The following is a 25,191-nucleotide window of genomic DNA, read 5'->3' as shown; positions in this document are numbered from 1 at the left end:
CCGATGCTCCGGCGGACGCCGACGGCCGGCCACCCTCGCGGATGGCCGGCCGTCGGACCGTTCAGGTGGTGCCCAGCTGCGTCAGAAGCCGCCGCCGAAGTCCTCGCCACCGCCACCGGCGGGCGCAGCGGCCTTCTCCGGCTTGTCGGCCACGACGGCCTCGGTGGTGAGGAACAGCGCCGCGATCGACGCCGCGTTCTGCAGCGCGGACCGCGTGACCTTGACCGGGTCGTTGACGCCCGCGGCCAGCAGGTCCTCGTACACACCGGTCGCGGCGTTGAGGCCCTGACCGGCGGGGAGGTTGCGCACGCGCTCCGCGACGACGCCGCCCTCGAGGCCGGCGTTGACGGCGATCTGCTTGAGCGGGGCCTCGATCGCGTACTTCACGATGTTGGCACCGGTCGCCTCGTCGCCCTCGAGCTCGAGCTTCTCGAACGCCTTGGCACCGGCCTGGATGAGCGCGACGCCACCACCGGCGACGATGCCCTCCTCGACGGCCGCCTTCGCGTTGCGGACGGCGTCCTCGATGCGGTGCTTGCGCTCCTTGAGCTCGACCTCGGTGGCCGCGCCCGCCTTGATGACGGCGACGCCGCCGGCGAGCTTGGCGAGGCGCTCCTGGAGCTTCTCGCGGTCGTAGTCCGAGTCGGAGTTGTCGATCTCGGCGCGGATCTGCTTGACGCGGCCGGCGATCTGGTCGGCCTCGCCGCCACCCTCGACGATCGTGGTCTCGTCCTTCGTCACGACGACCTTGCGCGCGGTGCCGAGCACCTCGAGGCCGACCGAGTCGAGCTTGAGGCCGACGGTCTCGGAGACGACCTGGCCACCGGTGAGGACGGCCATGTCCTGCAGCATCGCCTTGCGGCGGTCACCGAAGCCCGGCGCCTTGACGGCGATGGACTTGAAGATGCCCCGGATGCGGTTGACGACGAGCGTCGCCAGCGCCTCGGACTCGACGTCCTCGGCCACGATGAGCAGCGGCTTGCCGGCCTGGATGACCTTCTCCAGCAGCGGCAGCAGGTCCTTGACGTTCGAGACCTTGGACTCGACGAGCAGGACGTACGCGTCCTCGAGGACCGCCTCCTGGCGCTCCGGGTCGGTCACGAAGTACGCCGACAGGAAGCCCTTGTCGAAGCGCATGCCCTCCGTGAGCTCGAGCTCCAGGCCGAGGGCGTTGGACTCCTCGACCGTGATGACGCCCTCCTTGCCGACCTTGTCGAGGGCCTCGGCGATGAGCTCGCCGATCGCGGGGTCGCCGGCGGAGATGGCGGCCGTGGCGGCGATCTCGTCCTTGGTCTCGATCTCCTTGGCCTGGGCCAGGAGCTGGGCCGTGACGGCCTCGACGGCCTTCTCGATGCCCTTCTTCAGGGCGATCGGGTTGGCGCCGGCGGCCACGTTGCGCAGACCCTCGCGCACGAGCGCCTGGGCCAGGACGGTCGCGGTCGTCGTGCCGTCACCGGCGACGTCGTCCGTCTTCTTCGCGACCTCCTTGACCAGCTCGGCGCCGATCTTCTCGAACGGCTCCTCGAGCTCGATCTCCTTGGCGATGGAGACGCCGTCGTTGGTGATCGTCGGCGCGCCCCACTTCTTGTCGAGCACGACGTTGCGGCCCTTGGGGCCGAGGGTGACCTTGACGGTGTCGGCGAGGACGTTGAGCCCGCGCTCCATGCTCCGCCGGGCCTCCTCGTCGAAGGCGATGATCTTGGCCATGGGGCTGTGATCCTTCTTCCGGTTCGTGGGTGGCCGGTCGGTGCCCGCGACGGACGGGCCGCCGCTCGCGCTCACGTCACGCTCACGACGACCCTCACCTGACGGCCGGGTGTGCTGTCACTCTCCACCGGAGAGTGCTAAGACCAATGGTTAGCACTCGGCACCTCCGAGTGCAAGCAGCGGGCGGGTCCTGCCCCCGCCCGCCCCGCAGGCCCTAGGGTGCTCGGTGTGCCCGACACGGTGGTCGTGAGCCGCCCCCGACGACCCCGCACCCGCGCGGTGGTCGCACTGGTCGCTGCCCTGCTCACGACTGCCGCGAGCGGTGCCGTGCCGGCCGGAGCGGCACCCGCCGGCACCGCGGCGGGGGTCGGCACGGGCGCCGCCGCCGGGGTCGGCACCGGCGTCGGCGCACCGACCGACGCCGCCCACGCGCAGATCCCGTTGTACCAGCAGGCGGTCGCCGTGCTGCCCGGCGGCCGCCGCACCGGCGTCCCGGCGGACGCCGTCCCGCTGTTCCTGCCCGGCACGCGTGTGGCGGACCCGGCGGCGGCTGTCCTCGCGGCCGCGCTCGGCGCCTCGCCCACCACGTCGGTGCACGTCGGGCCCGCCGCCGCGGCCGCCGCCGCAGCGGAGCAGCAGGCGTGGCTCGCGGCGGGAGACGTGCCCGGCGCGGGCGGCCCGCACGAGGACCTCGCGCGGGCGGCGCTGCTCGACCTGCACTCGCTGACGGTCGCCGACGGCGTGGTCGTGGCCGGCTGGTCGTCGCACTGGCGGTACGTGTGGCCGCGCGACTCGGCGTTCGTGGCCGTGGCGCTCGCCCGCACCGGGCACGTCGACGACGCGCTGGCGGTGCTCGACTTCCTCGCCCAGGTGCAGGAACCGGACGGCGCGTTCCACGCCCGCTACCGCACCGACGGCTCGGGCCCGCCCGACGACCGCGGACTGCAGGCCGACGGCACGGGCTGGGCGATGTGGGCGGCGGGGCTCGTGCTGGCCGAGGTGGACGCGGACGAGCGGACGGCCGTCGCGCAGCGGCTCGCGCCGCTGGTCGAGCGGTCGGCGACGCATGCCCTGGACCTCGTCGCGGGCGGCCTGCCGCCCGCCTCCCCCGACTACTGGGAGGTCGACGAGCAGGAGGTCACGCTCGGGACGGCGGCACCCCTGGTCGCGGGTCTCGAGCAGGCCGGCGTCGTGCTCGACGCCGCCGGGCGGCCCGGGCCGGCACGTGCCGCCGCGGCCGGGGCGACGCGTGCGCGCCGGGCCGTCGTCGAGGCCTTCGGGCCGACCGACTACGGCCGGTACGCGACGCGGACCGTCCCGGACGCGGCGAGCGCCTTCGTGCTCGCGCCGTTCTGGACGCACCAGCCGCCCGGTGCGGTCGACGCGTGGCGCGCGTCCGTGCCGTCGATGCGACGGCCCGCCGACGGGCTGGCCCCCGGGGGCGCGTGGCGGCGCGACGGCGTCTCGTGGACACCGCAGACCACGCTGTACGCGTGGGTCGCGGCCGAGCAGGGGGACGTCGCGCGCGCGACGCACTGGCTCGACGTGGTCGAGCGCAGTCGCACGCCCTCGGGTGCGATCCCGGAGAAGATCCTCGCCGACGGCACACCCGCGGCCGTGGCGCCGCTCGGCTGGAGCGCGGCGTGCGTGCTGCTGGCGGTCGACGCGCTGGACGACGCGTGAGCGTCCCCGCGCGTCGGTAGCCGCCGGGCGCCGGGGTGCCGGCGGGGGCTCAGGCGTCGGGGTCGGTGACGAGCACGAGCGTCACGGCCAGGCCGGCCTGCTCGGGGTCGACCACGATGGCCGAGACCCCGACGGTGGTGGCGACGAGCTCACCGGTCGTCTGCAGGTCGGGGGACGCGACGTACACGGTGGAGATCGGAGGCAACGGCTCGGTCGCGTTGTCCGGCTTGACGTCGACGAACCCGGCGCCCTCGAGCTCCTCCGCGACACGCCCGGCGAGGCCGCTGACGCGCGCACCGTTGAGCACGACCACCGGGACGTCGAGCTGCGGCGCGGGCGGTGGCGTGGTGGTCTCCGTCTCCGGCGGCGTCTCCTCGTCCTGCCCCTCGCCCTCGGGCGTGGCCTCCCCCTCGCCGGTGCCGTCCGCCGGCAGCTCCTCGCCGCCCGGCTCCTCCTGCCCCTGCGTCGGCCCGCCCACGAGCGGCACGTCGCCGGTGCGCGACAGGAACGCCACGGCTCCGTACGCGAGCGCAGGGACCAGGACGAGAACGAGCACGAACGGCCACCACCGGCTCCACGCGGACCGGGGTGCGCGGTGGACACCGGTCGGCGCGTCGGGCGAGATCGCGTCGAACTCGTCCTCGGGGTAGGGGTAGTCGGCCTTGCTCACGGCCGCAAGGCTATCCGGTCGTCGTGCCGGTCAGGGTGCGCCCCGCCGCTCGCTCCCGACGCAGCCGGGACCGAGCGGGACGTACCGGGCGCGGTGCCGGCCCGGGCCTCAGGCCTCGGCCCCGAGGCGACGGGCCGTGCGGGCGCGCTGCCGCGACGAACGCATGCGGCGCAGCCTCTTGACGAGCATCGGGTCGTGCGCGAGCGCCGCCGGGTCGTCGATGAGCGCGTTGAGGAGCTGGTAGTACCGCGTGGCCGACATGTCGAACAGCTCACGCACGGCCTGCTCCTTGGCACCGGCGTACTTCCACCACTGCCGCTCGAACGCCAGGACCTGCCGGTCCCGCTCGCTGAGGCCGTCGGCCCCGCGCTCGTCGTCGCGCAGGTCGTCCGCGACCGTCCGGGTCACCGCGCCGGCGTTGCCGTCCATGGCTCTCCTCCGTGCGTCCGTGTGCGTGGGTCGGGGCGGTGCGACGTGCGGCGACGTGCGCGAGGCGGGTCGCCGTGCCGCGTGCTCGCGTCGGATCGTACGCGGCGAACGACACGGGTGTCATTCGCACGCGCGGGTAGTCTCCGCGTCGTGATCGCCCCCCTCGAGGACCTGGTCGCGCCCGACTGGGCCCGTGCGCTGGCACCTGCCGAGCCGTCCCTGCGCGCCGCCGGGGCGTTCCTGCGCGCCGAGGTGGCCGCGGGCCGCGCGTACCTTCCTGCGGCCGACCGGATCCTCCACGCGTTCCAGCGGCCGCTCGCGGACGTCCGCGTGCTCGTCGTCGGCCAGGACCCGTACCCCACCCCGGGGCACCCCATGGGCCTGTCCTTCTCGGTCCAGCCGGACGTGCGCCCGGTGCCGCGCTCGCTGGACAACGTCTTCCGCGAGCTCGTCGCGGACGTCGGCGTCCCGCGCCCCACCTGCGGGGACCTCACACCGTGGGCCGACCAGGGCGTCATGCTGCTCAACCGCGTCCTCACGGTGCGGCCGGGCGCGTCCGGGTCGCACCGCGGCCAGGGCTGGGAGGCCGTCACCGACCGCGCGATCGCCGCCCTCGTCGAGCGCGGGGGACCGCTGGTGGCCGTGCTGTGGGGGCGCGACGCGCAGTCGCTGCGCCCCGCGCTCGGCGACGTACCCGTCGTCGCGAGCCCCCACCCCAGCCCGCTCTCCGCGTCACGGGGGTTCTTCGGCTCCCGGCCCTTCTCGCGCGTCGACGCGCTGCTGCGCGAGCAGGGCGCCGGCCCGGTCGACTGGCGCCTACCGTAGCGCCGGGCCGGGTCACGGAACGGACATGATGGAGGCATGACGGACACCGCCGACACCGCCGAGCCCTCCGCCGCCCCCCGCTGGACCCGCTACGTCGCGTGCGGCGACTCGTTCTCCGAGGGCCTGTGGGACGCCCCCGACGGGCAGGACGCGCCGCTGCGCGGCTGGGCCGACCAGCTCGCGTCGCACCTGTCCCGGCGGCGCACGGCCGCCGGGCGCGAGCCGCTGGAGTACGCGAACCTCGCGGTCCGCGGGCGGCTCATGCGCCCGATCCTCACCGAGCAGGTCCCCGCGGCGCTCGAGCTCGGACCGGACCTCGTGAGCATCATCGGTGGGGGGAACGACATCCTGCGTCCGTCGGTCGACGTCGAGCGCGTCGCGGCCGATCTGGAGCGGGTCGTCGCGCACGTGCGCAGCCAGGGGGTCGACGTCCTCATGGGCACGGGGTTCGACACCCACGACAGCCCGCTCGTGCGCGCCACGCGACCGCGCGTGGGCATCTTCACCGCGCACGTCTGGTCGATCGCGCGCCGCCACGGCGCGTACGTGCTCGACATGTGGGGCATGCGCAGCCTGCACGACTGGCGCATGTGGGCCGACGACCGGATCCACCTGACCACCCCGGGGCACACGCGCGTCGCGCAGGCGGCGCTCGTCGCGCTCGGCCTGCCGCCCGACCGCGCCGACTGGGACGACCCCCTCGCGCCGCTGCCGCCGGTGCCGCGGCTCGAGCGCGCCCGCGCGGACGCCCGGTGGCTGCGCGAGCACGCGTACCCGTGGGCCACGCGGCGGCTGCGGGGGCGCTCGTCCGGTGACCTGCTCGCGGCGAAGCGGCCGCAGCCCACGCCCGTCGACTGAGGATCAGGCCGGCCGGGCGGCGGCGCGGCGGCGCACGGCCGCCGCCGCCAGGAGCCCCGTGACCGCGACCGCCCCGCCGGCGACCACCACCGCGACCGGCCGGGCGACGTGGACGGGCAGCGGGTCGAGCACGTCGGGCTCCGCGGGCACCGCGCGGCCGACACCGTCACCACCGCGCACCCACCAGCCGTCGGCGTCCGACGTCGTCACGAGCCCCACGGACCACGCGCTGCCGGACTCCCGGTGCACCACGCGGTCGCCGACCCCGGGCGGTCCGCACCGCGTCACCACGAGGTCCCCGGCCACGAGCCCGTGCCCCGCGGCCCCGGCGGGCACCACGTCGAGCGCGGTGCAGCCACCCAGCGCGGCCGGCCAGAGGAACGCCACGAGGCAGGTCGCACCCGCGAACGCGGTGAGGACCCCGACCCTGCGCACCGCCGACCACGCCTCGATGCGGACCAGCAGCCCGGGTCGGGGGGCGGGGGGGTTCATGCGGGCTCGTTCCCAGTGGTCTGGACGGGTGTCCAGACCACTATGACGACCTCGCAGGAACGCCCTCCGCCGGGCGTGGGTGCTACCCCTCAGCACCGCCGCGCTTGTCCGCCTTCTTCACCCCTCGTCCACGCCTGCGCCACCCGCTCACGCCTCGTCCGCCTGCACCCCGAGCGGGAGCACCGCCTCGACGCGGGCGCCCGTCGGCGCGCGCGCCTCGACCCGCAGCTCGCCGCCGACCAGGCGCAGCCGTTCGCCCAGACGCGCCGTGCCCGACGCCGGGTCGGGCACCGCGGGCGGCTCGTAGGGGTCGCCGTCGTTGAGCACGACGACCCGCAGCACGTCGCCCTCCAGGTCCAGGTGCACCTCGACCAGCCCGGGCGGGCCGTGCTTGAGCGCGTTCGAGACCGCCTCCTCGACCACGCGCACCGCCAGCAGCCGGTCGGCGACGGTGAGACCGGTGGCCGACGGGTCGTCGACCTCCCGCAGCGCCTCACCCACCCGCAGACGCGTGGCGATCGCCGCCGGCAGCCGGCCGAGCAGCGCCCGCACCGCCGGGACCAGGCCCATCTCGAGGCGTTCCGGGTAGAGCAGCCGGCTCATCTGCCGCACGTCCTGCTCGCGCGACAGGGCCAGCTCCTCGCGGGCCCACGCCAGGTCGTGCGCGACCTGCGGCGCGAGGTCACCGACCTGCTCCTGCACGCCCGCCAGCCGCGCGTCGACCAGCAGCAGCCGCTGCTGCACCGTGCCGTGCAGCCCCTCGGCGACCTGCCGGCGCACCCGGATCTCCTCGACCTCGAGCGCCCGCACCGCGAGCTCGACGCTCACGGCCTGGCGCTCCGCCGCGCGCGTCGCGGCCCGCATGCGCCGGCGCGACACCAGCGCCCACACCCCCGTCGCCGCGGACAGCGCCGCGATGATCGTGCCCGTGACGAACTCCGCGACCAGGGAGTCGGTGTCGTCCGGCGGATGCACCCCCAGGCCGACCTGCACCGCCGTGCGCAGGGTCGCCATGAAGAGCGCGGCCGTCAGCACGCGCGCCGCCAGCACCCGCCCCGCCGCCCGGTGCGCACCCAGCAGCCCGAGCGCCACCACGAGCCCGGCCACGGCGATCCCGTTGGCCGCCAGTCGGCGCCACAGGTCGACCTGCGCCCACTCCGGCACGAGCGCGGAGTAGATCCACGCGCTCTGCAACGACGCGCCCAGCGCGTAGCCCAGCGCGATGATCCCCGTCCCCCGCAGGAGCGTGAGCCGGTCGGCGACGACGTCCTCCCGGCGCACCGCCGGCTGCGTCGCGTCGCGCGCGGCACCCATGGTCCCCACCCCCTCGCCGTCCCGCTGAGCGAGACGTCGGCGCGCGTCCTCGTCGACGCGCCCCCGGCGTGACCATACTGGCGGTGATGACCCCCACCGCCGCACGCCCGTTGCGCGTCGCACTCGTCGAGGACCAGCCGCTGTTCCGCTCCATGCTGGAGCGGACCATCGCCGACGCCCCGGGCCTGGAGGTCGTGGTCACCGTCGGCAGCGTCACCGAGGCCCGCGAGGCGCTGCGGCCGGGCGTCGCCGACGTCGTCGTGCTCGACATCGACCTGCCCGACGGCAACGGCATCGCACTGGGCGTCACGCTGCGCCGGGCGCAGCCGGACATCGGCGTCCTGCTGCTGTCCGCGCACGACGCGATGGACCTGCTCCTCGACCTGCCCCGCGACGTCGCGCACGGCTGGTGCTACCTGTCGAAGACCAGCGGGACGAGCGAGTCGACCCTCCTGCACGCCGTGCGCTCCGCCGCGGCCGGCGAGACGGTGCTCGACCGCACGCTGCTGGACCGGGTCACCCCCCGCGCCGGCTCGGCGGTCGCGCGCCTGACGCACCGGCAGTACGAGGTGCTGCGGCTGCTCGCGCAGGGCCTGTCCAACGCGGGCATCGCGGAGCGCCTCGACATCACCGAGAAGTCGGTGCAGAACCACGTCTACGCCATCTACGCGACGCTCGGCATCGACGCCGAGCCGGCCCGCAACCCGCGCGTCAGCGCGGCGCTGCGGCTGCTGGAGGAGACGGGGCCGGCCCTGTGAGCAACCCGAGGACGCGCGACGGGCGCAGGACGAGGAGGACGTCGTGGTGCTGATCGGTGCGCACGTGCGGGGCGACGAGCCCCTGGTCGAGGCCGCCCGCGTGGGCGCGCAGGCCGTCCAGGTGTTCCTCGCGGACCCGCAGGGCTGGAAGAAGCCGGTGCGCCGCCCCGACGCCGACGACCTCGTCGCGTCGGGCCTGGGGATCTACGCGCACGCGCCGTACCTCGTGAACGTCGCGTCCACCAACAACCGCATCCGCATCCCGAGCCGCAACATGATCGCGCAGCACACCGCGGCGGCCGCGGACCTCGGCGCGCGGGGCCTGGTGGTGCACGGCGGGCACGTCGGTGACGGCGACGACGTCGCGGTCGGCATCGACAACTGGCGCAAGACGTTCGAGCGCGCGACGTTCCCGGTGCGCGTCCTGGTGGAGAACACCGCGGGCGGGGAGAACGCGTGCGCCCGCACGCTGGACCGCTGGGCGATGCTGTGGGACGCGATCGGGGGGTACGACGTCGGCGTGTGCCTCGACACGTGCCACGCGTGGGCCGCCGGTGAGGACCTCGAGACGATCGTCGAGCGCCTGACCGCCGTCACCGGGCGCATCGACCTCGTCCACGCCAACTCCTCGCGGGACCCGCACGGGTCGAGCCGCGACCGGCACGCGGGCTTCGCCGACGGCACGATCCCGCGCGAGCTGCTCGCGCACGTCGTGCGCCAGGCCGGGTGCGACGTGGTCGTCGAGACACCGTCCGAGACGCAGGCCGACGACATCGCGTACCTGCGCGAGGCCCTGGGCGCCTGAGGCGGCCCTGGGAGCGGTGAGGCGCACGCGCCCACCGGGTGGAGCCCCCTGTCGGATTCGAACCGACGACCCCCTGTTTACAAGACAGGTGCTCTGGCCGACTGAGCTAAGGAGGCGAGGCGGCCAGGGTACCGGCCGGGACGCCGCGGGCGCCCGTCCCCCGGGGGACGGGCGGCCGCGGCGCGTCGGGATCAGCCCGCGGCGCCCTTCGCGGCGACCGCGTCGAGGATGGCCTGGGTCAGCGGACCGGTCGAGTACAGGTCCTGGCCCTCGCCGCCCCACTTCTCGCCGTCGATGAGGACGGTCGGCGTGCTCAGGCCACCGAGGTCCTGACCTGCCTGCGCCGTGGTCGCGGCCACGAACGGCGCGTACGTGCGCCACGTGCCCTCGCGGGTCTCCTTCTCGTCCTCGGACACGGCGACCTCGTAGGTGCCGTCCACGGTCGCGGTGAAGGAGTCGGCGACCTCCTGCGGCACGCCGACCTCGGTCGCGATCTCCGCGATGCGCCTGTCCTTCAGACCGGCCGTGCCCTCCTCCGGCTGGTTCGCGAACAGCGCGGTGACGAAGGCGGTGTACTGCTCGGGCGCCTCGGCAGCGACGACGGCGGCCGCGTTGGCGGTGCGCGTCGAGTAGAACGTGCCCTGGGAGTTGCCGTCGAGGAACGCGATGTTCTTGTACACCACGGTCACGCCCTCCTCGGCGGCGAGCCTGTCGAGCTCGCCGGAGTTGGCGGCGTCGAACCGGCCGCACCACGGGCACATGAAGTCGTAGTAGACCTCGACGACGACGTCGTCCTCGCCGGCGACGCCGACGCCGCCCGCACTGACGGGGATGCCGCCCTCGTCGTCCGCGACGTCGGGGGCGTCGAGCTCGTCGAACGGCGGCACGAGGCTGTTCTCGGTGCCGGCGGCGAACACGACGTCGCCGTACGCCTCGGCGTTGGCCTGGCCCTGGCGGACGATCGCGAAGACGACGCCGCCGAGCACGACGACGGCGGCGATCAGGCCGCCGATGGCGATCATCCGGGTGCGCTTCGCCTTGCGCTCCTGCTCCTGACGCATGGCGATCGCCTTGAGGCGTGCCTCGTCGCGGCGCTGCGACTTGGTGGGACGGGGTTCGTTCGTGGGCATGCGTACTCCTGGTCAGAGGTGCCGGCACGGCCGGCGGGTGGTGGGGGGCGGGTGTCGCGCGCGGACGCGTCAGCGCACCGGCGGGCCGCGCCGCGGGCGCGCCGGGTCGTGCTCGCGGTCCCGCGGCACGCGCAGGCCCGCACCGGTGCCCGCCAGGGCACGACGCTCGGCGACGGCCGGCAGACCCACGGCCACGACAGGGGGCAGGAGGTGCGCGACGAGCAGCGAGGCGACGGCGGCCGCGCCGCGGCGCAGCACGACACCGAGCCCCAGGCCGCAGGCGACCAGCAGCAGGTGCAGCACGACGACGGGCAGCGCGACGCTCAGCAGCAGCACGGCGCCGGTGGACGCGGCCCCGAGGCCGAGCGTGCCCTCGGGGCACTCCACCGCCGAGCGCAGCACGGCCATGCGCACGCCCACGGAGGCCAGGGGACCGTCCGCGACGACGCACTGGTGCAGCAGGACGCGGCCGTGCGCCGCGAGCACCACCGACAGCGCCGAGAGCAGCACCGCGAGCGCACCGAGGAGGTGCGGGCGCAGATCGGGGCGCAGCCGGGCGCGCCGGACCACAGGGGCCACCGCCCGCACCGTCGCCGTCGCACGCACGGGACCAGCCTAGGGCTCGTCGACGCCCGCGGGCACCTTCCCCGGTCGGCGGAACCTGTGAATCAGGGCCGCGGGAGCGTCGGCGTCGGGGCAGGCCAGAAGTCGATCGGAGGCACGTCGAGCACCTGGTTCAGCAGCACCACCGCCGCGACGAGCGCGACCACCACGAGCACGAGCGCACCGACGGGACCGGGCGCGACCGCCGCGAGCGTGCGGCGGGCACCCGTGCGCGTCATGCGCGACAGCGGGCCCCACCACAGGAAGGTCACCGCGAGCGCGACGAGCCCGCCGGCCAGCAACGCCGCCGTGCTGCCCTGCGGCTCCTGGCCCAGGGGGGACCCGGCCACCTCCCAGCGGCCCGAGTCCATCTGCCACCAGCCGAAGCCGACGGTGATGAGCAGCACGGCTCCGCCGACCAGCAGCGACGGCAGGACGCCCAGCACCGAGCGCAGGAGGTACCAGGGCGTCGAGAGCACCGCGAGCACCCGGTCGGAGCGCCGCACGCCGCGCCGCTCCCGGCGTCCGTGCATCGCCTCGACCGTCGCGCCCACGGTCCGCACCACGACGACCAGCACCAGCACGACGGCGACGGTGAGGACCGGGCGCAGCATGCCGGCGAGGACCACGACGAGCGCGAGCGCGAGCAGCGAGCCCCAGCGCCGGCGTGCCGGCGGTCGCTCGTACCACCACTCCTCGCCCTCAAGCTCCTCGAGCTCCTCGGGCTGCTCGGGGTCGCCCTCGGCCCACCCGAGGGGGTCGAGGGCGTCGGGGTCGTCGTCGGGGTCGTCGGCCTCGTCCGCGTCGTCGTACGGCTCGAGCTCGGCGCCCGCCCCGCGCCGGGCGTCCTCCTGCCGTCCCGGCGCGACGGAGGCGGGCGCCTCCGGCTCGCGGACCGGCACGGCGACGGTGCGACCGTCGTTGACCGGCGCCTCGGGCGCCGCGACCGTCGCCGCAGCAGCAGCCGCGGCGGCACCGCCGACGGCCGTCCCCGACGTCGCCAGCGCGACCGTCCCGAGCTCGTCCTGCGTGGGCACGCGCTGCTCGACGAGCTCGGTCGCGACCACGTCGCGGTCGCCGTCGTCGAGACCGCCGTCGCGGTCGGGGTCGCGGTCGGGGTCACCGTCACCGTCGCCGTCGCGCTCGCCGTCGGGGTCACCGTCGCCGTCGCGCTCGCCGTCGGGGTCACCGTCGCCGTCGCGCTCGCCGTCGGGGTCACCGTCGCCGTCGCGCTCGCCGTCGGGGTCACCGTCGCCGTCGCGCTCGTCGTCGGGATCGCCGTCGCGGTCGCCGTCGAGGTCCGCGTCACCGTGGCCGTCGAGGTCCACGTCGTCCAGCGCCCCGTCCGCGTCGTCGCGCGCGGCCTCGGCGCCGTCGGTGTCCTCGACGACCACCGGCTCGCCCGCGGTGGGCTCGGCGTCGTCGTCGAGGTCGGTGCCGTCCGCATCCTCGACCGGACCGCTCTCGTGGTCGGCCGCCGCAGCCTCCTCCGCGGGGTCGGCCGCGGGGTCGGCCGCGGGGTCGGCCGCCGGCTCATCGGCGGGGTCGGCCGCCGCCTCGTCGGCGGGGTCGGCCGCCGCCTCGTCGGCCGGGTCGGCGTCGTCGTCGCGCCCCTCCGGGGCACCCAGGTCGTCGGAACCGTCCGGACCGGTCCGGTCGTCGAGGCCCTCCGGCTCGCTCCGGTCGTCGTCACCCGCCGGTCCGCCGTCGGCACCACCCGCGCGCGGGGGGCCGCCGGCCGCTGCGGCGCCCGCAGCGGTCGCAGCACCGACGACCACTGCCGCAGCGCCGACGGCGGCCGCGCCGCCACCCTCGGCCGCGCCGCCGGCGGACCTCGCCCTCGCCTTCGCCTTCTTCCCCTTGCCCTTGCCGTTCCCTGTCGCGCCCGCCGCCGCCGCGGCCGCACCGGCGCCGAGCGCCAACGTCGGCACCGTTCCCGGCGGCTGCTCGCCCTGCTCCGCGACCGTCCGCAGCGCCGCGACGACCTCCACGGGGTCCGCGCGGTCGGCCGGGTCGGGACGCAGCGCGCCCGCGACCGCGGCGCGCGTCACCGGACCGACGCCGTCGAGGTCGACGTCGCCGGCCCGCGCCCGCGCCAGGACCGCCTCCACCGGCCGGCTGCCGAAGGGGTCACGGCCGGTCGCAGCGAACGCGAGCAGCGCTGCCCAGCCCCACAGGTCGGTGCCTGGTCCCGGCTCGCCGCCGTCGAGCAGCTCGGGTGCGAGGTAGCCCGGCGTGCCCAGCACGAAGCCCGCGGTCGTGAGGTTCGCGTCGTCGTCGACGCCCTGCGCGAGGCCGAAGTCGATGAGGACGGGCCCGTCGTCGGTCAGCAGCACGTTCGACGGCTTGAGGTCGCGGTGCACGACCCCCGCGGCGTGCACGGCGGCGAGCGCCGAGCGCAGTCCTTCCGCGAGTGCGAGGAGCTCGTCGGCGTCGAGCGGACCGTTCTCGCGCACCCGGTCGGTGAGGGTGTCCCCCGCGACGAGCTCGGTCACGAGGAACGCCTCGGTCGAGTCCGCCTCGGCGTCGAGCACGGCCGCGACCGAGCGGTGCCGCAGCCGCTGCAGCGCGGCGACCTCGCGCATCAGACGCGCGCGGACGGCGGTGTCCGAGGCGACGTGCGGGTGGAGCAGCTTGAGGGCGACCGCGTCCCCGCCGTCGTCGACCGCGCGGTACACGGTGCCCATGCCGCCCGAGCCCAGCGGGGCGACGATCGTGTACCCGCCGATCTGTGACCCCGGCGTCAGACCGTTGCGCTCCATGCGGGCAACCTAGTCGTTCCGCACGACGCCTCGTGCCTCCGTCGCCCGAGCGTGTCACCCGTGGGACGACTAGGGTCGGAGGTCGAGACACCCCGCAAGGAGCTGATCTGGTGCCCATCGACGCGCCGCACGACGGCCATGACCTGGTCGTCGTCGCGAACCGCCTCCCCGTGGACGTCACGCTGGACGAGCAGGGCGGACCGAGCTGGACCCGGTCCCCCGGTGGGCTCGTCACGGCGCTCGCGCCCGTCATGTCGCGCACCAAGGGCGCCTGGGTCGGCTGGGGCGGGTCCCCGGACCTCGAGCTCGAGCCGTTCGAGGTCGACGGCACGGAGCTCGTGCCCGTCATGCTCACCGAGGCCGACGTCGAGCGGTACTACGAGGGCTTCTCCAACGACACCCTGTGGCCGCTGTACCACGACGTCATCGCCTCCCCGCAGTTCCACCGCCAGTGGTGGGACGCCTACCGGCGCGTCAACGAGCGGTTCGCGCAGGCGGCCGCGGCCAACGCGGCGCCCGGGGCGACGGTCTGGGTGCACGACTACCAGCTCCAGCTCGTGCCGGCGTTCCTGCGCGAGCTGCGGCCGGACCTGCGCATCGGCTACTTCCACCACATCCCGTTCCCGCCGCTGGAGATCTTCGCGCAGCTGCCGTGGCGCAAGCAGGTGGTCGAGGGGCTGCTCGGCGCCGACCTCATCGGCTTCCAGCGGGGTGGGGACGCGGCGAACTTCGTGCGCATCGTGCGCCGCCTGACGGACCTGACGACGCGCGGCCAGATGGTCACGGTCGACGAGGGCACGCCGCAGCAGCGGCACGTGCGCGCGCAGGCGTTCCCCATCTCCATCGACTCGCACGCGTTCGACGAGCTCGCGCGCACCGCGGCCGTGCAGGAGCGCGCACGGGAGATCCGCCGCGAGCTGGGCGACCCGCAGCACCTGCTGCTGGGCGTCGACCGGCTCGACTACACCAAGGGCATCCGGCACCGCATCAAGGCCTACGGCGAGCTGCTCGAGGACGGGCGCCTGTCCGCGACGAGCACCACGCTCGTGCAGGTCGCCAGCCCGAGCCGTGAGAACGTCGGCGCGTACCAGCAGCTGCGCGACGAGGTGGAGCTGCTGGTGGGGCGCATCAACGGCGACCACGGCCAGGTCGGGCACGCTCCGGTGCAGTACCTGCACCAGTCCTTCCCCATGGAGGAGATGGCGGCGCTGTACCTCGCCGCGGACGTCATGCTCGTCACCGCCCTGCGCGACGGCATGAACCTCGTCGCCAAGGAGTACGTGGCCGCGCGCTCCGACGAGCGCGGTGCGCTCGTGCTCAGCGAGTTCACGGGTGCCGCCGACGAGCTCGTGGGGTCCGTGCTGGTGAACCCGCACGACATCGACGGCATGAAGGACGCCATCACGTACGCCGTGCACCTCGACCCCAAGGAGGCGCGCAAGCGGATGCGCCGCCTGCGGCGCCGCGTGCTCACCCACGACGTCGCGGCGTGGTCGGGGCAGTTCCTGGCCGCGCTGACGGCCGTGCCCGTCAGGGAGCACCGTGGCTGACGCCCGCGTACCCGACGACCTGCGCGAGCGCCTGACGGGCCTGGGCGCGGACGCCGCCGCGCGGCCGCTGCTGGTCGCGCTCGACTTCGACGGCACGCTCGCTCCGCTGCAGGACGACCCGGCCGCGTCGCGCATCCTGCCCGCCGGCGTCGAGGTGCTCGAGTCGCTCGCCGCCGTCGACGGCGTACACCTCGCGCTCGTCTCGGGGCGCGCCATGGCGGACCTGCACGCGCTCGCGCAGGTGCCGCCGGGCACCTACCTCGTCGGCAGCCACGGCGCCGAGCGCGCGCGGGTGACGCAGTTCGGCCTCGACCGCGACGTCGTGGAGCTGACGCACGCGCAGGCGGACCTGCTCGCCGCGCTCGGGGCGCGGGCCGCCGCGGTCGCGCGCGGTCGCGACGGCGTCTGGGTGGAGTCCAAGCCGACGGCGGTCGTGGTGCACACGCGCCTCGCGGAGCCCGCGGACGCCGAGCCGGCCGAGGCCGAGGCCGTCGCGCTGGGCACCGAGCTCGGCGTGGGCACGCTGCACGGCAAGGACGTCGTCGAGCTGTCGGTGCTCCCCGCGGACAAGGGGACGGCGCTGCAGGCGCTGCGCCACGAGCTCGGGGCACCCGTCGTGCTCTACGCGGGCGACGACGTCACGGACGAGCACGCCTTCGAGGCGCTCGACCCGCAGGACGTGACCGTGAAGGTGGGCGAGGGCGGCACGGTCGCGCGGTTCCGCGTCGCGGACCCGCAGGCGGGCGTCGCCGCCCTGGCGCTGCTGCACGACGCCCTGACGACGTCCTGACGGCGGCGCACGGGTGAACGCTCGTGCACCGCACGTCGAGGGCCGTCGGTCCCGGCGGGGCCGCACGTGACCTGTGCCATACTGGCCGCGGCCGAGGGAGGTCGTGCGCGACCCCCCTCGACCCGTGTCAGCGGAGACACTGGGCTCAGCAGGCCCGCATCCCCGCGGACCTGCGTTGACACTCTTCACGACGGATCGTCCGGCACGTACCTGCCGGTGAAGGGAATGGCACAGCCATGGCTACGGTCACTTTCGACCACGCGACCCGAATCTACCCGGGCACCGAGCGTCCCGCGGTGGACGCGCTCAACCTCCACATCGAGGACGGCGAGTTCCTCGTCCTCGTCGGCCCCTCGGGCTGCGGCAAGTCGACCTCCCTGCGCATGCTCGCGGGCCTCGAGGACGTCAACGCCGGCCGCATCCTCATCGGTGAGCGCGACGTCACGGACGTGCAGCCGAAGGACCGCGACATCGCGATGGTCTTCCAGAACTACGCGCTGTACCCGCACATGACGGTCGCCGACAACATGGGCTTCGCGCTCAAGATCGCCGGCACGCCGAAGGCGGAGATCCGCAGCCGCGTCGAGGAGGCCGCCAAGATCCTCGACCTCACGCAGTACCTCGACCGCAAGCCGAAGGCCCTCTCCGGTGGTCAGCGCCAGCGTGTCGCCATGGGCCGCGCCATCGTGCGTCAGCCCCAGGTGTTCCTCATGGACGAGCCGCTGTCGAACCTCGACGCCAAGCTCCGCGTGCAGACGCGCACGCAGATCGCGTCGCTGCAGCGCCGCCTCGGCGTCACCACGGTCTACGTCACGCACGACCAGACCGAGGCCCTCACCATGGGCGACCGCATCGCGGTCCTCAAGGACGGCATCCTGCAGCAGGTCGGCACGCCGCGTGACATGTACGACACGCCGGCCAACGTCTTCGTCGCGGGCTTCATCGGCTCGCCGGCCATGAACATCGGCACGTTCCCGGTGCTCGAGGGCTCGGCCTCGGTCGGCTCCTCGCGCCTGGCGCTGCCGCGCGAGGCCGTCGCCGCGCTGACGGACGACGACAAGGGCCACATCACGGTCGGCTTCCGCCCCGAGTCGCTGGACGTCGTGCCGGCGAGCACCCCCGACTCGTTCCCGGTCGTCGTGAACATCGTCGAGGAGCTCGGCTCGGACGCGTACGTCTACGGCGCGCTGACGAACGAGTTCGGCCAGGCGGCCGCCGTGCACTCCGGTGCCGGTGACGCGCAGGTCATCGTCCGCGTCGACCCCCGCCAGGTCCCGCCGAAGGGCTCGACGATCAACGTCCGCATCCGCCCGCAGGAGCAGCACCTGTTCCACGCCGGCTCCGGCGAGCGCATGCGCTGACGTCCCACGAGCACGTCCCGCGAGGCGGGTCCGGCACCACGCCGGGCCCGCCTCGCGGCGTCTCGAGGACGGACGTCAGCCCGACCTGAGAGGATCGCTCCATGAGCGTCACGGCACAGCGTCTGCAGATCACGGCGGCGAACCCCGACCCCGCGCTGCTGGACCTGCCGTGGCACATCCCGCTCGAGCAGTGGCCGCAGGAGACCTTGGCCGCTCTCCCCCGCGGCATCTCGCGGCACATCGTGCGCTTCGCGCGGCTCTCGGGCCGCGTCATCGCCATCAAGGAGATCGGCGAGACCGTCGCGTACCGCGAGTACGAGCTGCTGCGGCAGCTCCGCAAGCTCGACGTGCCGAGCGTCGAGCCCGTGGGCGTCATCACCGGCCGCCGCTCCCCCGAGGGCGAGCCGCTCGAGGCCGTGCTCATCACGCAGCACCTGACCTTCTCGCTGCCGTACCGGGCGCTGTTCAGCCAGTCCCTGCGGCCCGACACCGCGACGCGCCTCATCGACGCCCTCGCGGTCCTGCTGGTGCGTCTGCACCTCGCGGGCTTCTACTGGGGTGACGTCTCGCTGTCGAACACGCTGTTCCGCCGCGACGCGGAGACGTTCGCCGCGTACCTCGTCGACGCGGAGACGGGCGACCTGCACGACGTGCTGACACCCGGCCAGCGCAGCTACGACCTCGAGGTCGCGCGCGTCAACATCATCGGCGAGCTCATGGACCTGCAGGCCGGGGAGTTCCTCGACGAGGACGAGGACGCCGTCGGCATCGGCGAGGCGCTCGTCGTGCGGTACCAGGAGCTGTGGCGCGCGCTCACGGAGACCGAGTCGTTCGGCTTCGGCGAGCGCTGGCGCGTGCAGGCCCGCATCGACCGCCTCAACGACCTCGGCTTCGACGTCGGCGAGCTCGACATCACCACGGACCTCGACGGCACGACCGTGCGGATCCAGCCGAAGGTCGTCGACGCCGGCCACCACTCGCGCCGCCTCATGCGCCTGACGGGCCTCGACGTGCAGGAGAACCAGGCCCGCCGGCTCCTCAACGACCTGGACGAGTTCCGGGCCGCGACGGACCGTCAGGCGGACGACGAGGCGTTCGTCGCGCACGACTGGCTGACCGACATCTTCGAGCCGGCGGTCCGCAGCGTGCCGCGCGAGCTGCGGGGCAAGCTCGAGCCCGCGCAGATCTACCACGAGCTGCTCGACCACCGCTGGTACCTGTCGCAGCAGCAGCACCGCGACGTCCCGATGCCGGAGGTCGCGGCGAGCTACGTCGCGACGATCCTGCCGACGCGGCCCGACGAGCAGTCGGTGCTGGGCACGCGGGCGGAGGACCTGCGCGACGGTGAGCCGGCGAGCGACGAGGACCCGGACCTGCTCCTCGGTTGAGGCGACCCCGCCCCGGGGACACCCGGGGCGGGGTCGGGTGTCTAGAGCGCGCGCTGCCGTGCGACCTCGTACAGGGCGATGCCCGCGGCGACGCCGGCGTTGAGCGACTCGACGGCCGACGCGATGGGGATGGAGACGATCGCGTCGCACTGCTCGCGCACGAGCCGCGACAGGCCCTTGCCCTCGGAGCCCACGACGAGCACGAGCGGGTCGGCTGCGAACGGCAGGTCGGCCAGCGGCACGTCGCCGCCCGCGTCGAGGCCGACGACGAACACGCCGGCGCGCCGGTAGTCCTGCAGCGCACGCGTGAGGTTCGTGGCGCGGGCGACGGGCACGCGCGCAGCCGCACCGGCGGAGACCTTCCACGCCGACGCGGTGACGCCCGCGGCGCGGCGCTCGGGCACGAGCACGCCGTGCGCGCCGAACGCGCCCGCGGACCGCAGGACGGCCCCGAGGTTGCGGGGGTCGGTGATGCCGTCGAGCGCGACGACGAGGGGCACCGTCTGCGACGACTCGGCAGTGTCGAGCAGGTCGTCCGGGTCGAGGTACTCGTACGGCGGCACCTGCAGCGCGACGCCCTGGTGCACGGCGCCGTCGGTCAGCCGGTCCAGCTCCGCGCGGCCGACCTCGAGCAGGGGGTGACCGGCGTCCGCAGCGATCGAGACGATCTCACGCGTGCGGTCGTCCGCCTCGAGACGCGCCGCGAGGTACACGGTGGACACGGGGATCCCCGCACGCAGCGCCTCGAGCACGGAGTTGCGGCCCGCGACGACCTCGTGGGTCGAGCTCGTGCGCCCGCCGCGCTTGCCCTCGGCGCCGCGCGCGGCGCGCGCCGACGGGCGGCCGGAGGTCTGCGCCGTGCCCGAGGCCTTCTCGGCCTGGACCTTCCGCTTGTGCGCGGCGTGGTACGGGCGGTCCTCCGCCTTGGGGGTGGGACCCCTGCCCTCGAGCGCGCGCCGGCTGTGACCACCGGTCCCGACGCGGGCCCCCTTCTTCGTCCCCGCCTTGCGGGTCGCGCCGCGGCGCTGGGAGTTGCCGGCCATCAGTCCTCCGAGGTGTCGTGCGCGGGGGTGGGCGCGGCGAGCGTCCAGCGCGCGCCGGTCGGGGAGTCCTCCACGACGACGCCTGCCGCGGTGAGCCGGTCGCGGATCGCGTCGGCGGTGGCCCAGTCGCGCGCGGCCCGCGCAGCGGAGCGGGCGTCGAGCTCGGCGCGGACGAGGGCGTCCAGAGCGTGCGCGTGGCGGCCGTCGCCGCCCGCGGTACGCCACTGCGCCGACCCCGGGTCGAGGCCCAGCACGTCGAGCATGCCGCGCAGCGTCACCATCGCCGCGCGCGCCGCGGCGTCGTCGCCCGCCGCGAGCGCGCTGTTGCCGGCGCGCAGCGTCTCGTGGACGACCGCGAGCGCGGCGGGGACGTTCAGGTCGTCGTCGAGCGCGGCCGCGAACGCGGCGGGCAGCTCGACGCCTGCGACCTCGTCGTCGGACGCGGTGCCGACGCGTTCGGTGGCGCGCTGCACGAAGCCGGCGAGCCGGTCCCACGTGGCCGCGGCCTCGGCGAGCGTGTCGTCGGTCCACTCGAGCATCGAGCGGTACTGCACGGCGGTCAGCGCGTAGCGCACGACGACCGCGGGTGCCTTCTCCAGCACGGTGGTGACGAGCAGCCCGTTGCCGAGCGACTTGCTCATCTTCGCCCCGCCCTGCGTCACCCAGCCGTTGTGGAGCCAGTAGCGCGCGAAGCCGTACCCGGCGGCCCGGGACTGCGCCTGCTCGTTCTCGTGGTGCGGGAACCTGAGGTCGAGGCCGCCGCCGTGGATGTCGAACGACTCCCCGAGGTAGCGGTGCGCCATCGCCGAGCACTCGAGGTGCCAGCCGGGCCGACCGCGGCCGTACCGGGTCTGCCATGCGGCCGTGCCCGGCTCGCCCGGCTTCGGGGCCTTCCACAGCGCGAAGTCGTGCGGGTCGCGCTTGCCGGAGCCGGCGTCCTCGGGCACGTCCGTCATGTCGTCGACGCGCTGGTTGGTGAGCGCGCCGTACTCCGCCCACGAGCGGACGTCGAAGTAGACGTCTCCCGGGCCGGCCGCGTACGCGTGCCCGCGCTCGACGAGCCGGTCCATGAGCTCGAGCATCGCGGGCACGTGACCGGTGGCGCGCGGCTCGTAGTCGGGTGGCAGGACGCCGAGCGCGGCGTAGGCCGAGGCGAAAGCCCGCTCGTTCTGCAGCGCCCACGCCCACCACGGCCGGCCGGCGGCCGCGGCCTTGGCGAGGATCTTGTCGTCGATGTCGGTGACGTTGCGGACCATCGTCACGCGCGCCCCGCTGCGCCGCAGCCAGCGCACGAGCACGTCGAACGCGACGGCCGAGCGCACGTGCCCCACGTGCGGCGGCGACTGCACGGTGGCACCACACAGGTACACGCCGACCTCGCCCTCGACGAGGGGCACGAAGTCACGTACCGACTGGGTGCCGGTGTCGAACAGCCGCAGGCTCACCGGCCCAGGCTACCGGCGCACGGGCCCGGCACCCGACCGCGGTCCGCGCGTCCCACGCCTCAACCGGCGCAGACGCCCTCGCCGCGGTACGTCGGGACGCTCGTCTCGACGCGGTCGCCGCGGACCAGGTGCACGTGCGCGAACCGCTCCATGACCTCGCCGGCCTTGGCGTGCCGGAACCACACGCGGTCCCCGACGCGCAGGTCCGCACGCGCGGGCACACGCAGCGGTGTCTGGACCTCCCCCGCGCCCTCACGGGGCGCGAGTCGCAGGCCGGCGGGCCACACCGGCCGCGGCAGGCGGCTCGGCGACGCGGGGCCCGAGGCCACGTAACCGCCACCGAAGACGGTCGCCCACCCCGCGGCGGGCACCCGCACGACGTCCAGGCCGAAGAACGCCGCGGGCCGCGGCTCGAACGCGCGGTAGCCGTCGAAGAGCGTGGGGACGAACAGCCCGGAGCCGGCCGTGACCTCCGTGACGGCGGGCGCGGCGGCGCTGACCTCGAGCGATCCGGTGCCCCCGGAGTTGACGAGCTCGAGCGGGTGCCCGAGGACCGTGGCGACCGCGTCGACGACGTCGGCCCGGCGGTGCGCGAGCTCGCGCACCGACGCTGCCTTGACCAGCCGGACCGCGGGCGAGGTGTCGGGCAGGCCGGCCACCTGCGCCTCGTAGAACATCACGCCGCGCACCTCGAGGCCGCGCTGCTCGACCGCGGCGGCGAGCCGTGCCGCGTCGTCGGGCGTGCGCACGGGCGAGCGTCGGACGCCGAGGTGAACCACGAGCGGACCGCGGCCGACGCGCAGCGAGGCATCGACGTCGAGGCAGACCCGCAGGCGCCGCCCGTGCCGGTGCGCGGCCGCCGCGAGCAGGTCGGCCTGGGCGGTGTCGTCGACCATGAACGTCACGGCGGCCGCCGCGCAGGCGTCGGCCGCGATCGCGTCGACGGCCACGGTGTCGACGGTGGGGTAGCCGAGCAGCACGTCACGCACGCCGTGGCCGGCCAGCCACCGCGCCTCCGTCGCGGCGAAGGCCATCACACCCGCGAACCCGGGCCGCTCCAGCACGCGCTCGAGCACGTGACGCACGCGGACCGACTTGCTCGCGACGCGCACGGGCGTGCCGCCGGCGCGGCGCACGAGGTCGTCGGCGTTGGCGTCCAACGCGTCGAGGTCGACCACGGCGACCGGGGCGGGCAGGCCGGCGGTCGCGGCGTCCAGCCGTTCGCCGGTCGTGCGCGCGGCCGGGGTGACCGACCGACCCGCGGCGGCGCGGGGGGGCGTCGTCGGGATCGTCACGGCCAGGTCGTCGTCATGCCAGGGCGGACACCCCGGACGTGAGGGCGGACGTGGTGAAGGGGCGCACGTCGGCCCCCGGCTCCTCGGCGGCCTCGGTCTCCTCGCTCGCGTCGTCGGACGAGCCCAGCATCGCGGCCTCGTCGACCGGCACCGCGAGCGTCGCGAGGTGCTCCGCGAACAGGCGCAGGCCCTGGTAGGCGGCATCGTCGTCGTCGTCGACCAGCCACGCGAGGGAGAACCCGTCGATGGTGGCGATGATCGAGCGTGCGATGAGGTGCCGGGGCACGCGCCAGACGATGCCGGCGACGCGCTCGACCTCCTCGAGGAACGCCTCGGCGGACGCCCAGCTCACGACGTACTGGTCGACGCCGACCTGCCGGAGCTCGGGGTGCCGCAGCGACGTCGTCGTCAGCTCGTACGTCAGCAGCTGCGGGCCCCGCGTCGCGCGGATGTTGGACCACAGCTCGTGCGGGACACCCATGATCGCGTCGCGCGCGGACGCGGACTCGGGCATCTCCGCGACACCCCGGCCGAGGTTGCGCTCGGTGATGGTGTGGGCCATCGCACGCAGCAGCTCGTCCTTGTCGCGGAAGCAGTAGTGCACCACACCGAGCGAGACCCCCGCCTCGGCCGCGACGGCACGCACCGTGGCACCGTCGATGCCCTCACGGCTGGCCACGCTGAGCGCCGCCTCGATGAGCTGTTCCCGGCGCTCGGCGACAGGCAGACGGTTCATGGCTTCCTCCTTGCGGACGAGCCGCCGACACACCCCCCCGGGTGCGGTGGACTCGTCTCCCGGTAATCATCTCATCGGTTGTCGTGACGATAGTCAAGGATTTCGCACACTTGACTTGGACGAATGCCCAGCCGATCCTGCGGGAATGGGAGCGCGTCACTCCGGGGGGTCACCGGCGCCCGCGTGGCGCAACTGGGCGCGCACGCAGAGCGCCACGCCGCGGACCGTCGTGCAGCCCCGTGACCTGGAGGAGCTCGTCCGCACGGTGGCGTCGACGACGGCCCGCGGGGGCCGCCTGCGCGCCGTCGGCGCCGGTCACTCGTTCACGGGCGCCGCCGTCACGGACGATGTCCAGCTACGTCTCGACGACCTGGCCGGCGTCGAGCGCGTCGTGCCGCTCCCCGACGGCTCGGCGCACGTGACCGTCGGCGCCGGCATCCGCCTGCGCACCCTCAACGCCGCCCTCGCCGCGCGCGGCCTGGCGATGCGCAACCTCGGCGACATCGACGTCCAGACGCTCGCGGGCGCGATCAGCACCGGCACGCACGGCACGGGAGCACGACTCGGCGGGCTGGCGACCCAGGTGGTCGGCTGCCGCCTCGTCACCGCCGCCGGCGACGTGCACGAGGTGTCACCCACGCACGACCCCGAGCTGTTCGAGCTCGCCCGCCTCGGCCTGGGCACCGCGGGCGTGCTCGCCGCCGTCATTCTGCACGTCGTCCCGGCGTTCCGCCTGCGGGCGCAGGAGCAGCCCATGGCGCTGGCAACGGTCCTGGCGGACCTCGACGCGCTCGTCGACGGCAACGACCACTTCGAGTTCTTCTGGTTCCCCCACACCTCCGGCGCGCTCGTGCGGCGCAACAACCGCGTCAGCGACGACGTCGAGCAGCCCCTGTCACCGCTGCGGCACCTCGTCGACGACGAGCTCCTGTCCAACGGCGTCTTCGCCGTGACCAACCGCCTCGCCGCGGCCGTGCCCCGTGCCGTGCCGCGGATCAACGCCGTCGCGTCGCGCGCCCTCACCGCCCGGACCTACACCGGCGCGTCCGCCGACGTCTTCGTCTCGCGCCGGCGCGTGCGGTTCTGCGAGATGGAGTACGCCCTCCCCCGCGCGCACGTCACCGACGTCCTGCGCGAGCTCGACGGCTGGCTGCGCGGCACCGGCGAGCCGGTGCCGTTCCCGCTCGAGATCCGCTTCGCCGCCCCCGACGACCTGTGGCTGTCCACCGCGCACGGGCGCGAGACCGCGTACGTCGCGGCCCACCAGTACTACCGGATGCCCTACCGGCGCTGGTTCGACGCGTTCGAGCGGATCGCCGGGCAGGTCGGCGGACGCCCCCACTGGGGCAAGCTGCACGGTCTCGATCACGCACGGCTCCGTGAGCTGTACCCGCACCTGGCCGACGCGCAGCGCGTGCGCGCACGCGTCGACCCGACCGGCACCTTCCGCAACGACTACGTCGACCGCGTCCTCGGCCCCGTCGGCTGACGCGCACGCCCGAGCATTCCCACGGACGAGGGATCCCCAGCGCCTGGCTCCTCACCCG

22 protein-coding genes and 1 tRNA gene are annotated in these 25,191 nt (G+C 74.9%); 10 read left to right on the top strand and 13 right to left on the bottom strand.

Features of this window, described 5'->3' with window-relative positions; genetic code table 11:
* Nucleotides 1–81: 81 nt before the first annotated feature.
* The gene (gene groL, locus CFLA_RS03480) at nucleotides 82–1,707 is read right to left on the bottom strand and encodes a chaperonin GroEL (protein ID WP_013115935.1); all 1,626 of its coding nucleotides are present in this window, start codon (nucleotides 1,705–1,707) and stop codon (nucleotides 82–84) included.
* Nucleotides 1,708–1,935: 228 nt separating this feature from the next.
* Between groL and CFLA_RS03475 the strand changes: the two genes are divergently transcribed.
* On the top strand, nucleotides 1,936–3,390 hold the full coding sequence (locus CFLA_RS03475) for a glycoside hydrolase family 15 protein (RefSeq protein WP_148234274.1): 1,455 nt from the start codon (nucleotides 1,936–1,938) through the stop codon (nucleotides 3,388–3,390).
* 49 nt (nucleotides 3,391–3,439) lie between these two features.
* Here CFLA_RS03475 and CFLA_RS03470 read toward each other — a convergent pair whose 3' ends face one another.
* Nucleotides 3,440–4,060 carry a LytR C-terminal domain-containing protein gene (locus CFLA_RS03470; RefSeq protein ID WP_013115933.1) on the bottom strand — a complete coding sequence of 207 codons (621 nt, stop codon included), beginning with the start codon at nucleotides 4,058–4,060 and terminating at the stop codon, nucleotides 3,440–3,442.
* 108 nt (nucleotides 4,061–4,168) lie between these two features.
* Nucleotides 4,169–4,489: a nucleoid-associated protein NapA gene (napA, locus tag CFLA_RS03465; protein WP_013115932.1), complete on the bottom strand. Its 321-nt coding sequence runs from the start codon at nucleotides 4,487–4,489 to the stop codon at nucleotides 4,169–4,171.
* Nucleotides 4,490–4,639: 150 nt separating this feature from the next.
* Between napA and CFLA_RS03460 the strand changes: the two genes are divergently transcribed.
* Both CFLA_RS03460 and CFLA_RS03455 read left to right on the top strand, forming a co-directional pair.
* Nucleotides 4,640–5,314: a uracil-DNA glycosylase gene (locus CFLA_RS03460; protein ID WP_013115931.1), complete on the top strand. Its 675-nt coding sequence runs from the start codon at nucleotides 4,640–4,642 to the stop codon at nucleotides 5,312–5,314.
* A 36-nt stretch (nucleotides 5,315–5,350) separates the two neighbouring features.
* Complete coding sequence (locus CFLA_RS03455) at nucleotides 5,351–6,172, top strand: SGNH/GDSL hydrolase family protein (protein ID WP_013115930.1); 822 nt, start codon at nucleotides 5,351–5,353, stop codon at nucleotides 6,170–6,172.
* 3 nt (nucleotides 6,173–6,175) lie between these two features.
* On the opposite strand, the gene CFLA_RS03450 is transcribed toward CFLA_RS03455, so the two are convergent.
* Nucleotides 6,176–6,664 carry a hypothetical protein gene (locus CFLA_RS03450; RefSeq protein ID WP_013115929.1) on the bottom strand — a complete coding sequence of 163 codons (489 nt, stop codon included), beginning with the start codon at nucleotides 6,662–6,664 and terminating at the stop codon, nucleotides 6,176–6,178.
* 147 nt (nucleotides 6,665–6,811) lie between these two features.
* Nucleotides 6,812–7,978, bottom strand: a complete 1,167-nt coding sequence (locus CFLA_RS03445; RefSeq protein WP_013115928.1) for a sensor histidine kinase — start codon at nucleotides 7,976–7,978, stop codon at nucleotides 6,812–6,814.
* Nucleotides 7,979–8,064: 86 nt separating this feature from the next.
* On the opposite strand from CFLA_RS03445, the gene CFLA_RS03440 reads away from it, so the two are divergent.
* Both CFLA_RS03440 and CFLA_RS03435 read left to right on the top strand, forming a co-directional pair.
* Nucleotides 8,065–8,736 carry a response regulator gene (locus CFLA_RS03440; RefSeq protein ID WP_013115927.1) on the top strand — a complete coding sequence of 224 codons (672 nt, stop codon included), beginning with the start codon at nucleotides 8,065–8,067 and terminating at the stop codon, nucleotides 8,734–8,736.
* A 43-nt stretch (nucleotides 8,737–8,779) separates the two neighbouring features.
* Nucleotides 8,780–9,541, top strand: coding sequence for a deoxyribonuclease IV (locus CFLA_RS03435; RefSeq protein ID WP_013115926.1), 762 nt, complete (start codon nucleotides 8,780–8,782; stop codon nucleotides 9,539–9,541).
* A gap of 39 nt (nucleotides 9,542–9,580) precedes the next feature.
* On the opposite strand, the gene CFLA_RS03430 is transcribed toward CFLA_RS03435, so the two are convergent.
* The 4 genes from CFLA_RS03430 to CFLA_RS20660 all read right to left on the bottom strand — a co-directional run bounded on the left by CFLA_RS03430 (nucleotide 9,581) and on the right by CFLA_RS20660 (nucleotide 14,036).
* Nucleotides 9,581–9,657 (bottom strand) — tRNA-Thr (locus tag CFLA_RS03430).
* A 75-nt stretch (nucleotides 9,658–9,732) separates the two neighbouring features.
* The gene (locus tag CFLA_RS03425; RefSeq protein ID WP_013115925.1) at nucleotides 9,733–10,671 is read right to left on the bottom strand and encodes a DsbA family protein; all 939 of its coding nucleotides are present in this window, start codon (nucleotides 10,669–10,671) and stop codon (nucleotides 9,733–9,735) included.
* A 69-nt stretch (nucleotides 10,672–10,740) separates the two neighbouring features.
* Nucleotides 10,741–11,277, bottom strand: a complete 537-nt coding sequence (locus tag CFLA_RS03420) for a hypothetical protein (RefSeq protein WP_013115924.1) — start codon at nucleotides 11,275–11,277, stop codon at nucleotides 10,741–10,743.
* Nucleotides 11,278–11,339: 62 nt separating this feature from the next.
* The gene (locus CFLA_RS20660) at nucleotides 11,340–14,036 is read right to left on the bottom strand and encodes a serine/threonine-protein kinase (RefSeq protein WP_013115923.1); all 2,697 of its coding nucleotides are present in this window, start codon (nucleotides 14,034–14,036) and stop codon (nucleotides 11,340–11,342) included.
* Between the two features lie 110 nt (nucleotides 14,037–14,146).
* Here CFLA_RS20660 and CFLA_RS03400 point away from each other — a divergent pair, with 110 nt between their 5' ends.
* The 4 genes from CFLA_RS03400 (at nucleotide 14,147) to CFLA_RS03385 (ending at nucleotide 19,125) form a co-directional block, all read left to right on the top strand.
* Nucleotides 14,147–15,586, top strand: a complete 1,440-nt coding sequence (locus tag CFLA_RS03400; RefSeq protein WP_013115922.1) for an alpha,alpha-trehalose-phosphate synthase (UDP-forming) — start codon at nucleotides 14,147–14,149, stop codon at nucleotides 15,584–15,586.
* Nucleotides 15,579–16,376 (top strand): trehalose-phosphatase, encoded by a 798-nt coding sequence (gene otsB, locus CFLA_RS03395; RefSeq protein ID WP_013115921.1) that lies wholly within the window; start codon nucleotides 15,579–15,581, stop codon nucleotides 16,374–16,376. The genes CFLA_RS03400 and otsB overlap by 8 nt, the downstream gene beginning before the upstream one ends.
* 236 nt (nucleotides 16,377–16,612) lie before the next feature.
* Entirely contained in the window at nucleotides 16,613–17,737 is a 1,125-nt protein-coding gene (locus CFLA_RS03390) for an ABC transporter ATP-binding protein (RefSeq protein WP_013115920.1), read from the top strand.
* Between the two features lie 101 nt (nucleotides 17,738–17,838).
* On the top strand, nucleotides 17,839–19,125 hold the full coding sequence (locus CFLA_RS03385; RefSeq protein WP_013115919.1) for a DUF4032 domain-containing protein: 1,287 nt from the start codon (nucleotides 17,839–17,841) through the stop codon (nucleotides 19,123–19,125).
* A 41-nt stretch (nucleotides 19,126–19,166) separates the two neighbouring features.
* On the opposite strand, the gene rlmB is transcribed toward CFLA_RS03385, so the two are convergent.
* Genes rlmB through CFLA_RS03365 form a run of 4 tightly spaced genes read right to left on the bottom strand, consistent with a single transcriptional unit; the run spans nucleotide 19,167 to nucleotide 23,644 of the window.
* A complete protein-coding gene (rlmB, locus tag CFLA_RS03380; protein ID WP_013115918.1) occupies nucleotides 19,167–20,168 on the bottom strand; it encodes a 23S rRNA (guanosine(2251)-2'-O)-methyltransferase RlmB in 1,002 nt (333 codons plus the stop codon).
* Entirely contained in the window at nucleotides 20,168–21,613 is a 1,446-nt protein-coding gene (gene cysS / locus CFLA_RS03375) for a cysteine--tRNA ligase (protein ID WP_013115917.1), read from the bottom strand. The genes rlmB and cysS overlap by 1 nt, the downstream gene beginning before the upstream one ends.
* A 59-nt stretch (nucleotides 21,614–21,672) precedes the next feature.
* Nucleotides 21,673–22,908: an alanine racemase gene (locus CFLA_RS03370; RefSeq protein WP_013115916.1), complete on the bottom strand. Its 1,236-nt coding sequence runs from the start codon at nucleotides 22,906–22,908 to the stop codon at nucleotides 21,673–21,675.
* A gap of 13 nt (nucleotides 22,909–22,921) precedes the next feature.
* Nucleotides 22,922–23,644, bottom strand: coding sequence for a TetR/AcrR family transcriptional regulator (locus CFLA_RS03365; RefSeq protein WP_013115915.1), 723 nt, complete (start codon nucleotides 23,642–23,644; stop codon nucleotides 22,922–22,924).
* A 145-nt stretch (nucleotides 23,645–23,789) separates the two neighbouring features.
* Here CFLA_RS03365 and CFLA_RS03360 point away from each other — a divergent pair, with 145 nt between their 5' ends.
* Nucleotides 23,790–25,133, top strand: a complete 1,344-nt coding sequence (locus CFLA_RS03360; protein ID WP_013115914.1) for a D-arabinono-1,4-lactone oxidase — start codon at nucleotides 23,790–23,792, stop codon at nucleotides 25,131–25,133.
* Nucleotides 25,134–25,191: the final 58 nt, after the last annotated feature.

It is taken from the genome of Cellulomonas flavigena DSM 20109, assembly GCF_000092865.1.
Taxonomy (GTDB): Bacteria; Actinomycetota; Actinomycetes; order Actinomycetales; family Cellulomonadaceae; genus Cellulomonas; species Cellulomonas flavigena.
This window is presented reverse-complemented; position numbering and strand designations above follow the sequence as displayed.

Excerpts from the sequence above, each read along its gene's own strand:
- groL (WP_013115935.1), bottom strand. The coding sequence starts at position 1,707 with ATGGCCAAGATCATCGCCTTCGACGAGGAGGCCCGGCGGAGCATGGAG.
- napA (WP_013115932.1), bottom strand. The coding sequence starts at position 4,489 with ATGGACGGCAACGCCGGCGCGGTGACCCGGACGGTCGCGGACGACCTG.
- CFLA_RS03455 (WP_013115930.1), top strand. The coding sequence starts at position 5,351 with ATGACGGACACCGCCGACACCGCCGAGCCCTCCGCCGCCCCCCGCTGG.
- CFLA_RS03450 (WP_013115929.1), bottom strand. The coding sequence starts at position 6,664 with ATGAACCCCCCCGCCCCCCGACCCGGGCTGCTGGTCCGCATCGAGGCG.
- CFLA_RS03445 (WP_013115928.1), bottom strand. The coding sequence starts at position 7,978 with ATGGGTGCCGCGCGCGACGCGACGCAGCCGGCGGTGCGCCGGGAGGAC.
- CFLA_RS03440 (WP_013115927.1), top strand. The coding sequence starts at position 8,065 with ATGACCCCCACCGCCGCACGCCCGTTGCGCGTCGCACTCGTCGAGGAC.
- CFLA_RS03425 (WP_013115925.1), bottom strand. The coding sequence starts at position 10,671 with ATGCCCACGAACGAACCCCGTCCCACCAAGTCGCAGCGCCGCGACGAG.
- CFLA_RS20660 (WP_013115923.1), bottom strand. The coding sequence starts at position 14,036 with ATGGAGCGCAACGGTCTGACGCCGGGGTCACAGATCGGCGGGTACACG.
- CFLA_RS03390 (WP_013115920.1), top strand. The coding sequence starts at position 16,613 with ATGGCTACGGTCACTTTCGACCACGCGACCCGAATCTACCCGGGCACC.
- CFLA_RS03385 (WP_013115919.1), top strand. The coding sequence starts at position 17,839 with ATGAGCGTCACGGCACAGCGTCTGCAGATCACGGCGGCGAACCCCGAC.
- rlmB (WP_013115918.1), bottom strand. The coding sequence starts at position 20,168 with ATGGCCGGCAACTCCCAGCGCCGCGGCGCGACCCGCAAGGCGGGGACG.
- CFLA_RS03365 (WP_013115915.1), bottom strand. The coding sequence starts at position 23,644 with ATGAACCGTCTGCCTGTCGCCGAGCGCCGGGAACAGCTCATCGAGGCG.
- CFLA_RS03360 (WP_013115914.1), top strand. The coding sequence starts at position 23,790 with ATGGGAGCGCGTCACTCCGGGGGGTCACCGGCGCCCGCGTGGCGCAAC.